Origin of the sequence: uncultured Chryseobacterium sp. (assembly GCF_913776365.1) — a bacterium.
Classification (GTDB): domain Bacteria; phylum Bacteroidota; class Bacteroidia; order Flavobacteriales; family Weeksellaceae; genus Chryseobacterium.
Genome location: NZ_CAJYMO010000312.1, coordinates 1 through 10,383 on the forward strand (window position 1 = coordinate 1; position 10,383 = coordinate 10,383).

General features: G+C 46.1%; 9 protein-coding genes and 1 pseudogene. 3 read left to right on the top strand and 7 right to left on the bottom strand.

Annotated features, from left to right (window positions below; genetic code table 11):
* Positions 1 to 333 precede the first annotated feature (333 nt).
* From QZ735_RS16420 to QZ735_RS16450, 7 genes are all read right to left on the bottom strand, one after another.
* Entirely contained in the window at positions 334 to 594 is a 261-nt protein-coding gene (locus QZ735_RS16420; RefSeq protein WP_294250662.1) for a hypothetical protein, read from the bottom strand.
* Between the two features lie 12 nt (positions 595 to 606).
* Complete coding sequence (locus QZ735_RS16425; RefSeq protein ID WP_294250667.1) at positions 607 to 1,629, bottom strand: hypothetical protein; 1,023 nt, start codon at positions 1,627 to 1,629, stop codon at positions 607 to 609.
* A complete protein-coding gene (locus tag QZ735_RS16430) occupies positions 1,622 to 3,337 on the bottom strand; it encodes an APC family permease (RefSeq protein WP_294250669.1) in 1,716 nt (571 codons plus the stop codon). Before QZ735_RS16430 ends, QZ735_RS16425 begins: the two co-directional genes overlap by 8 nt.
* Positions 3,327 to 5,711, bottom strand: coding sequence for a hypothetical protein (locus tag QZ735_RS16435; RefSeq protein ID WP_294250672.1), 2,385 nt, complete (start codon positions 5,709 to 5,711; stop codon positions 3,327 to 3,329). Before QZ735_RS16435 ends, QZ735_RS16430 begins: the two co-directional genes overlap by 11 nt.
* Positions 5,699 to 6,445 (bottom strand): hypothetical protein, encoded by a 747-nt coding sequence (locus QZ735_RS16440; RefSeq protein WP_294250675.1) that lies wholly within the window; start codon positions 6,443 to 6,445, stop codon positions 5,699 to 5,701. The genes QZ735_RS16435 and QZ735_RS16440 overlap by 13 nt, the downstream gene beginning before the upstream one ends.
* Complete coding sequence (locus tag QZ735_RS16445; protein WP_294250678.1) at positions 6,418 to 7,551, bottom strand: AAA family ATPase; 1,134 nt, start codon at positions 7,549 to 7,551, stop codon at positions 6,418 to 6,420. The genes QZ735_RS16440 and QZ735_RS16445 overlap by 28 nt, the downstream gene beginning before the upstream one ends.
* Before the next feature lie 84 nt (positions 7,552 to 7,635).
* Positions 7,636 to 8,265 (bottom strand): hypothetical protein, encoded by a 630-nt coding sequence (locus QZ735_RS16450; RefSeq protein ID WP_294250681.1) that lies wholly within the window; start codon positions 8,263 to 8,265, stop codon positions 7,636 to 7,638.
* 167 nt (positions 8,266 to 8,432) lie between these two features.
* Between QZ735_RS16450 and QZ735_RS16455 the strand changes: the two genes are divergently transcribed.
* From QZ735_RS16455 to QZ735_RS16465, 3 genes and pseudogenes are all read left to right on the top strand, one after another.
* The gene (locus QZ735_RS16455) at positions 8,433 to 9,437 is read left to right on the top strand and encodes a WG repeat-containing protein (RefSeq protein WP_294250684.1); all 1,005 of its coding nucleotides are present in this window, start codon (positions 8,433 to 8,435) and stop codon (positions 9,435 to 9,437) included.
* 14 nt (positions 9,438 to 9,451) lie between these two features.
* Positions 9,452 to 10,165, top strand: a complete 714-nt coding sequence (locus QZ735_RS16460; protein ID WP_294250688.1) for a DUF434 domain-containing protein — start codon at positions 9,452 to 9,454, stop codon at positions 10,163 to 10,165.
* A gap of 2 nt (positions 10,166 to 10,167) precedes the next feature.
* Positions 10,168 to 10,383: pseudogene (locus tag QZ735_RS16465) on the top strand (hypothetical protein); the annotation flags it as partial.

A 10,383-nucleotide genomic window follows, 5' to 3' on the forward strand; every position in this document is an offset into this window, starting at 1 on the left:
GTTATTTTTTTTCGTTCTAAATAATTTCTGCCCTAAAAACACAGAAAACGCCCCGACAATCGAGGCGTTTCTGCAGTATTTTGATTTAATTTTTACGAGATTATTGTAAATATTTTTCAAAGCAAGCACGTTTCGCCTCATCCGATATTATCCATTCATACCCAAACGATTCCTTTAGTACAGGGTGATCGCATGAATTTAAACTGATATGTGCTCTTTGTATTGTCATAAATTTGTTGTGGCAAAGATAAATCTTTTTCTGAAGCCAAAGAAGTGTTTATTGATCCTGATCATAAAACCGAATGGTTTCGGAAGTCTTATTCCCGCAGTTTTTTATAGATTTTCTTCATCAAGTATTCTACCGAATTCTTCCAGATCGGGAAACAGGCTTCCCTGATAATCATGTAAACTTTTGTATTGGGTAGTGGCAATCATCACTAATTCCTTAGCCTCTGCTATAGAAAGATGCGGAAATAATTCTCTTATTTTCATCATAGCATATACCGGCGTACGCAATACTTCAATTTCCCTCGCGATTTCAAATGCATTTCTGCCATTATGATTTAAATGAAGATATTTAATTGTGTTATCCATTTTTCAAATTGATTAATTTCTAAACATCCTGTTTCTTCCCATTTTATATCTCGAAATATCTTTCAGAATCACTTCATCCTCCGGGTTGAAATGTTTCAGCTCATTTACGATTTCCGAACGGGTAGCTACTTTTTCGGCAATAATTTCGTAGGCAATATTTCTTGTGGTGGATTGGAGCTTCGGATCTTTCTTAAATTCATGCTTCATGGCTTCCAGATAGGTGATCTTTTTCTCAGAAGGCGTATTTCCATACAGTTCGCGGATCTGTTGATCTAATTTTTTAACATCGGAAATATTAGCAAAATAATTGTTCAGGCAGTTGAAAGCATCATGGCCCTCTTCCCAGCCTTGCAGCAGGATTTTCTGGGCTTCACCGGGCATTTCCATTTTCTTACGGTAGATCAGGGAACCTTTTACCATCTGGCCATTTTCCACATAATCATCCACGACCATCTGGTAATAGGTATTGGCATTTTTGAGGTCGTCCATCTGCCGGTACAGGTCCCCAATCTTTTCCTTTTGTCCGAGCTCTTTATACAGGTCTATGGCTTTCCGGTACTGCCGGGCCTGTTCATAGCAGTAGGCCGCTTCGGATTTATTGTTGAGCTTCTTCAGGTAAATGACAGCTGCTTCGTTATACAGACCTCCTTCTTTCAGCACATGGGCTCCACGGTAATGGTCCCGGAGGAGGTTGATGTAGACTTTGGCTGCTTTCCGGTAGTCTTTCTCGTCCATATATTTCTGCGCAAGCTCCTCATATCGGTTCCGGATCCTGTCGAAGAGCGAAGATTCCACATAGGAACTTCCGCCGCCCGGTTTCCCGTTACGGCCGGATGATTTTTTTTCCTTTTCTTTTTCTTCCAGCCGGAGCAGGACAATGAAGAAGATGACAGCTATGATGATGAACAGCACCAGGGTACCCACCACGCTCCAGAAGCTTTTGTGAAAAAGCTGGGCCAGGATCCCGATGATCTTGATGACCACCAGCAGAAAAAATGCGGCGATGAATTTATTGATAAACTTCTGGTTATTCATCTTTGTCTGATTTTAGGATGGTTTTGTCTTCACTGAAGAGCCGGTACAGAAGCAGGACCACACCGAGAATGAGCAGCCATACAAACCAGTTGTAGCCAAACATGCCGATCAGCGGGTAGAAAATATAGGCGATCATGGCAACCAAGACGGCAATCAGGAAAATTTTGGTCCCGGCCGGCATATTCTCGCCGCCTGCATTCAGGCTTTTGCGCTTCACGATAAACGAATACAGGCCGATGATCCCGATCATGGCCATGATCAGCCAGAAAATTTCCGAAAATGAAACCGGACGGTCAGTTCCGGTCGATGCATGGCCACTGTTCCCGGTATCCAGTTTCTTTCCCGTAAGGACAGCCGGCGGCTCCGGATAGTCTTTGGTTCCGTACAGCCGGCCTAAGGAATCTTCCACCAGGAGCTGCTTTTTCTGGAGCGCTTTCCTTACGACCCCCTCATCAGCTGGTTTTCCGGAACCGGTACTTTTGAGAGAATCGGTAATTTTTTTCCTGAATACTTCTTCATTCTGCGCCAGGTATTTCACGATTTTTTTCCGGTATACCCTTCTCAGGGAATCGGTGGCGGTATCTGTCTTGGCATTCAGCTTGTGAATATCATTCCGGACCTCATCAATAGGCCGTCCGCCTGATTTCAGGTAGTCTTCATAGCTTTTCTCATTTTTGCTGCCGAATCTCACCGATGCTTCAAGATACTCTTTCATCAGGCTGTTCCGCTCTTTTCCGTAAATAGAATCAATTTTCATGTTGATATCCGTAACCCCGGACTGGTAGGCAACTACCGGCGCCATTATCTTTTGATCAGGCTTTTCTGAAATGCTGCCTGAAGATACTTCTTCCACAGGAGCCGCCTCTTCCCTGTTAAGATAGACGATCAGCCTCACCAATCCCAGGACGATAAGGAACGCCCAGAACACCCAACGGTATTTTTCGGTATAGGACGACTGTCCCTCTTTTTCCGGATTCCCGCCGAACAGTTTTCCGACCAAAGGGATATCAAACATCCATTTCCCGAAACCGTCGCCTCTTGAACTTCCCGTGATATCCAGCGGCACCCCCAGATCGATAGCCCGGTCCGGATATTGCTCTATATATTTTAAATATTTTTCAATTTCCTTTTTGTTTCCGGCCATTACTTTTTTCAGGTCAAAAGGAAGACTGTTCATCCATTCCGCTTCGGTTTTCGGGGCCTGCAGGTCTTGCAACACCTTCTCGTCATCCATCTCCACCGTAAAGCTCTTAATCGTACCAGGGATTTTTACCCCGGCGGACGGCTTTCTGACGGCGGCCTGAAAAGACGGCGGATCCAGGATCACCGAAAGCCAGTCGATTTCTTCCTTCAGTTTTACCCATCCGAAATCAGGATGCATCAGCATACCTTCAGCATCCGTACCCTGCCAGTCTTCGGGATTGACTTTCGGGTGGAAGGTCGTGTATTCAGGAATAAAAAGACGGTCGTCCACGCATTGGAAATACATATTCTTTCCGATTTCCGGAGGCGCGGTATACGTAAAAACCAGGAAACAGCCGTACAGGATGTTGGGCTCGTTATCAGGAACGGGAAATGCCCGGACTGTATTGATATCAATGCCCAGCATTTCCATTTCATGAAGCCAACCCCGCGGTGAAGCACCTCTGATCAGCAATCCTTTTCTGGGATACTCATTCCTGGGGAAAGGTTGTATTCTAAGTTCCATATTCCAATACATGTTTGATAAAAGCTTCCATATATGCTTCATACATCTCATCCATCTGCCTGATCTTCAGCTTTGAATGTTTGGGCAGATAATATTCGGAGCCCCCGAATTCCTTTTCCGTAGCCAATGCCATATAACCGTAATGGGTGGAAGGCATATAAAACACCGGAATATTCTTATTGCTGCTGATAAAGGTGAGCATTCCGCGGGCATCGGTAATGACCTCGCTGCCGTCATTGAACTGGAATTTATTTTTATGCTGATGCGCCGGCACTTCGGTCCCTCCTGAATTCTTAGCCAGATTATAGACATGATCAGTAATATATTCCAGCGCGAATTTGGAAATCACCAGCTCTTCATAACGGTTGATGCCTATCCCTGTAAAATTGTTTAAAATCTTAACGCCTTTATCTCTTAATTTTGCCAGTTCCGCTTTGTTTTTAATTTCACTTTTGCTGATTTCGGCATCATTTCCTGTTTTCTCCGCCACCAGGCTGCCTTCTATATTGATTTTAAAAACGGTAAAGGAATCGGATCTGTGAAGATAAAAATGCCTGTTGAAATAAACCAGGGAGAAATCCTGCGGAATGTTGTGCCCGGTCAGGTTTAGTTCGGTGTATTCCTTGGTATCGATGTTCAGCCTGGAAAGCAGCTTTTTGTCCGGCCGGTATTGGGCCAGGATATAATGCCCGGCTTTATCCCTGGCTAAGGCAAACTGTCCTGCCGGCTTTACCGAAATCTTACCGGCTATCACTTCACAACCTTTCTGGGTGCTTATGCTGTCATAGATATTACGGTTGTAGTAATTATCGGAAAGATAGGTTTTCAGCAGCTGTTTTTTGTTGCTCAGCAGGTAGAAATCACCTTCGTACAGAAATGTGGCCAGACGGTCTTTGGGTGTAGGAAACAACAGCGGGTAATTTTCCGGAACCAGGGTTTTGATTCCGCTTTTCTCCCTTTGACTTTCCCGGCCCTTCTTCGGCGGGCTGGCCCATAGTTCCTGCAACGGAAGCATTATTTTCTGGATATGTTTCCGGGTTCCTTTATGGTGCTTATAAAAATTCAGCTCGCCTTCTGCGGAAGTGGTAACGAGAAATTTCAGCCGGTCCCTGTTTTCGTGAATCACTTTCTGAAGATCCGGATGATCCAGATTTTCCCGGTGGGTAATAAAAAAGACTTCCAGCTCCTTGCCGGTACGTTCTTCCGCAAAAAATGTTTCCAGTGCCGGCGAGACCTCCAGCACCGGGCTTACCCGGTTCAGGTGTCCGATGACGTCATCCACCCGGTCCAGTGAAACAGGAACACTGTGCTGTCCCAGGACAAAAACCTGGCATTCGGAATGTGCTTTCGGGTGTTTCATCACGGCAATGGCTGAGGCAAAAGCCAGCACTTTCGGGGTTCCCCAGTTTTTCAGGGACGTATCGATCAGGATGATCCGTTCAAAAATATTTTCTTCAGGCGGAATCTCCCGCTGGATGTAGAGGGCTTCGTTATTGGCGACACGGTTCATCAGCACCTCGTCTTCATGGGCAAATTCAGACAGCAGCATCCTGTGGAAATCGCCTTTGTTGGTGATATCCGAAATCCCGCCGATGGGCTGTTCACCGGGTGCAAGGTGGCGCATCGGGATTTTCAGGCCGCTCCAGATCCTTTTGATCAGGCTTCCGACCTGAAAGGTTTCCGGTTCTTCGGTCAGCTGCCGGATGAATTCCCTGCCCGTTTCCACGGTAGCATCTTCCTGAACCACTTCCTCTTCCAGCTCCGGGATATCCGTGAAGCCTTTCATGGCATCCACAATGGATTCCGGGTTCGGAAATTTAGACTGAAGCAGCGCCAATGCCTTGATATCCCTGCTGAATACAGCCGCAGTAAGGTCCTTTTTAACAGCCGCTTCACCTAAGATCTGAGGCTTTGTTTCAAAGACCTTTAAGATCAGTCCTGAACTTACGGAGGAAATCCTGTTGTGGCTCTCTTTAAAAACGGTCTGTAACAGGATACCTTTATTGCGTCCCTTTTTGAAGGAATTATTGACACCGTTTATATTTTCCAAAAACGCAATCGCCAGATCAATATCCGTATGAGTTTCCCCTACCATATTTCTTTGCCTGTTCAGATGATAAGAAACGCCATCCAGATTCAGATAGCCTTCATGAAGCGCATATAAAACAAGGAGCAAAGCGCCGAAAGGCGGAAATCCGTACTCCTTCAGTTCCCTGAGAATTCCGATGACATAAGGCCTGTACGCAACCGCTCCTACATTCGGGATCGAAAGAAGGTTGTTTTCGTGATAGCCGGTATCATCCGGTACATCTTCATCGGTAGTCCATTCCCAGAAATAATTTTCATGGGCCTGAAAATAGGTTATGAGATCCATTCCTGTGATTTTTCGGTGAGACGGAACGAGCTTACGGAGAGTTTCCGGAAACTGCTTTTGGGAAGCCGGAACAGAGGTCCGTCTTCAGTCCACAGAAGCCATTGTTCAAGATCCGCATTGTATTTTCTTTGCAGTAAGGTACTGAGGTTGCTGAATTCAAAATCAAAACCTGTAGGCAGAAGGTGCCCGTTGTCTTCCCAGTAGGGTTTTCCGGGCAAACCCAACAATGGTGTGCCTAGAAATAAGGCTTTGTCATCGATAAGGATCCAGTCGATCCTTTCAAACCTGAACTTCGGCAATGTTACAATAATGCCTTTGATTTCTGCCATTGAACATAAAAGTGCAGCAGCAGGCCGTTCTTCTTCAACCGGCTTCAGTTTCACTTCAACTTTTTCATCAATCCCGAAAAAATTATTGTTGGACAGCGGAAAAGTCAGCTTCAGGGCCTTGTCAATAGGCGTCCAGAGTAAAGCCGTCCTCATTTTCCCACTGGGAACCAGGGCCTCTTTTCTGAACAACAGGCCTTCCCGCAGTTCATAGAGCAGCAGGCCCGGCAGCTGCCGGATTTCCTGCGAAGCGGCTTGTTCCGGAGTGAAGCCTTTCAGCCAGATCACCTCTTCATCGAGTGCCAGCTGAACATTTTTCCAGTCACGGATCGAACCTAAAAAATCTTCATCGGTGCGGGGAAGCGCTGCCCGGAATTCTTTTACAGGCTCTGAAGGATCTTTTGCCATAGACTTTCTATTTCCTGTTGGATGTACTGTTTTTGCTCAGGGTTGCGGATCCAGTCGCAGCGGGTCTGGAGGTATCTCAATTTGTCTTTGACGACGTTCTGTTCTTCAAAGCTCAGATCATTGCCATTCCATTTCTCCGTCAGGATCTTTACGTCTTTCATCACCTCTTCCGGATTCGGGGCTTTATTCTGTAAAGCCTGCGGATGGGATTGCGGGTGATCGTCCTTTTCAATGGTTCTGTTGATGATCCCTTCCAGGATTTCAATCTGTTCTTCAGTATCCCAGATGTGTTTCAGCACCCACAGGTCGGAAAGGACGGCCTGGTTTCTGCCGCAGATAAGGGCACTGGCTGCGATGAGGTTCTGCATTTTAACGGCCCGGCGGTCAGAGATGGCAATTCCGGTATTGCGGAGGCTCATGATGGTATTCAGGTACACTTCGTATACCGGTTTCAGGTCAACTGCCTTACAGAGATCCTGAAGCTCACGGATCTCACCGGAAAGGATCTCAGGAACTTCGGTTGCGGTATTGTTTTCGAGTTTCCTTCCGGCCAGCAGCACCTGCTGCAGGAGCTCCGGCTGCACGTAATCTACGTTGATCCGGACAAGAAAACGGTCGAACAATGCATTCAGGGCTTCATCTTCGGGAAGGACATTGCTTGCTCCTGCAAACATGAGTGCAGGAAGATGTTTTGTTTCTTTACCTCTTCTGAAGATCTTCTCGTTCAGGGCCATCAGCAGGGAATTCAGGATCGCTGAATTGGCATTGAAGATCTCGTCCAGGAACACCATGGATGCTTCCGGCATCATGCCTTCGGTATTGGTCAGCAGTTCCCCTTCTTTTAATTTCCTGATATCAAAAGGACCGAAAATTTCATTCGGTTCCGTAAACCGTGTCAGCAGGTATTCAAAATTGTTCCCGTCTTTTACAGTCCGGGCCAGGGTTCTTACGATGGCCGATTTTGCCGTTCCCGGAGGCCCGTAAAGAAAGGCATTTTCCCTGGCCAGCAGGCAGATGCCCAGAAGATCCACCACATCATTTTTACCGACAAAGGTATCTTTTACGTAAGCAAGGGCTCTATTTAATTTTTCTATAGTCTGAATCATTGTTTCTATTTTATTGTAAACGTGAAAATGTTGATTTTCTGAGGACCGTACCGCTGAGTTTTACTAGGCCAAGCAAAGGTCCCGTTACATCAGTTCTTTCCAGAAAACGTCCCTGTACATCCCGAATTCAGCCATCAGAAGCCTGTTAAGGAAAGGAACTTCCGCCAGTGAGAAGGCTTTTTTCTCTACGATCCTTTCCAGATAGAGTTTCCGGTAGGTTGTATCCTCAAGTTCCTCTTCCCAGTTGACATTTTTCAGGTCAAGATCCAGCCCGATGGCGGAATAGTGGAACTGTTTCAGGATGCCTTCCAGCAGGAAAACCAGCGGATCTTCAGGATCAGCCTCTTTCAGGGCACTGAAAACCTGTGGTAAGAACCGCAGTGACAGATCGGCGGAAAGCTTGGCGGGAATGTCTTTTTTGCCGTCCCACTCAGGAATAAGCTTTTCCAGGTCTTTGAAGGTATCTTTCCGGATCAGGTACAGCTGTGCACTATGGTAGAGCACTTTGCCTGCCCAGACTGCTGCTGCCGCATCAAACGGCATTGTATCAGATAAAAACTCCAGCTTTTCCTTTCCGAATTCAGCCTCAAAATAACCGGACGCCTCCTGAATTTCCTTCGAGGAAATTTCCCCGATTCCTGCAAAAAGGGTAATGCATTCTTCCTTCCGGAGCAGAAACAGCGTATCTAAAAACGGGGATTGGTATGACATCATCTAACAAAAATAAAATTATTTTGCTGACAACAAAACTTTTACCTGATAAGTATCCGGAAATTTAACGCCTTTATTACAAAGCCGGTTCATTTTGAAAATGATGTTCATGGAAACTGTCCTGTATTTTTATTTTAATAGATTTGCAGCTATCAAACTTCTTTATAATCATGAAACCAAAAGCCACAATATCCTCTCTTTTCATCATATTGCTGTTGTTTTCCGGAACCTGCCGCGCCCAGGAAACACTCACGGCATTCGGTGTGGACCTTAATATGCTGAATGAGATCGTAAAAATATCCGGCCATGACAGTATTTTCGTCAGCAGTGCGAAAGAAGATGACCGTTCCGAAAAGAATACAGGGCAGTCTTATCATTTTTACAACCGTAAAACGAAAAGCAGGGTATTCCCTGACGGATATGAAGCTGCTTACCCTTTCGCAGGCAAGACGGCCCTCGTAAAGCACAATAACAGGTGGGGACTGATTGACAGGAACGGGAAGTTTGTTTACCATCATCCTGTTCCGGATATTGTAAGATTATCATCCTATGAAAAGTTTGTGCTGTTTTCTGACGACCGTACCGACAGAATCATATACCGGATGCAAGACGGAAGCAGACAGGAAAGCAGCATTGCCTGTGCCATGCCGGCAACACCCGACTATTTCATCTCAAAAACAGGAAACGGAAAATACAATCTGACCAGCCAGGACCACCAACCGGTTTTCAGCACAGACTCCGACACTATTATTTCTAATAACCGGCTCCTGTACAAGGATAATCCGGATAACCTCATCCTGGCGAAAAAGAAAAACCGTTACAGCCTGCTGGATACCGAAGGAAAAGAAATCACCAAAACAAAATATACAAAAGCCCGGTTTACAGGACCATACGTTATGCTGTCTGAAAAGAACCAGTGGAATTACTATACGTATCAGAACAAACAGCTGCATTTTATGTTTTCCAGCCCGTATGAATGCCGTACACCGGCTTACCAGGAAAATGCAGTCGGTGTTTTCCGGACTCCTGAAGGATACAACATCCTGAAAGCTAACGGAGAAATCCTGCGCGACTATTTCGAGTATATCAGTGATGAAGGAACCTATGGAGTAAAAGGAAACATACTGTTCATTTTCAGTTCCGATGCCGGATATTATGCCTACACGGAAAAATAATTTTACCTTTGAACATGAGTGAGAGAAACCGTGGTAAAAATACAGGCGACGACCTGCTGTTCGGTCCGGAAAAGGAAAGGGAAAAACTGAAACAGGCCGTCCGCGACATGAACTACCTGCTGAGCCGGGACTATCCTGAAAAAGCAGCTTCTGAACTGGCCGGCAACCGGTACCGCCTGAAAACCCGTCAGATCCAGGCATTCCGTGGCGCCTCAGCTTCGGAACACCAGCTTTCTGACCGGAAATCCAGGGAGCTTGATATCAAAGGCCTGCAGGGAAAAACCGTATATCTCGATGGTTTCAATGTCCTGATCTTACTGGAAAGCCTTTTGTCCGGAGCTTATATCTTTGAAGGGCTCGACGGTTGCTTCCGCGATCTTTCCGGAGTCCACGGCACCTATAAAAGAGTAAAACAGACGTTGAAGTCCGTTGAACTCATTGCCCGATTTACCCGCACATCCGGTGTCGAAAAAGTATACTGGATCTTTGACAAACCGGTATCGAACAGCGGCAGGATCAAACAGATGGTGCTGGAATCTGCGCAGGAACATCATCTTCCATGGGAGGCCGCACTGGAATTCAATCCTGACCGCTACCTTGCCGAACATGCGGAAATTGCCGTTTCTTCCGACGCCTGGATCCTGGACCACTGCAGCCACTGGTTCAACCTGATTGCTTACCTGATCCGTGAAGAGGAGCTTCCCGTCAATCCCGTGAAAATGTACTGACCATGAATTCCTTTACCCGATATATTCCTTTTTTTTCGCCTGCCTGGACCCAACGATACGGCGCCCTGCTGGCAGAGGAACATCTGGAACGGCTGGATGGAAACATCAGGTATTTTCAGGAACGGATTTCAGCATGGGAATCCCCTTTTTTCGATGAAGAAATCAGGATCAGCCGGGAAGAAAGCTTCTACATTTTTATCCGCATTTTTGAAAACGAC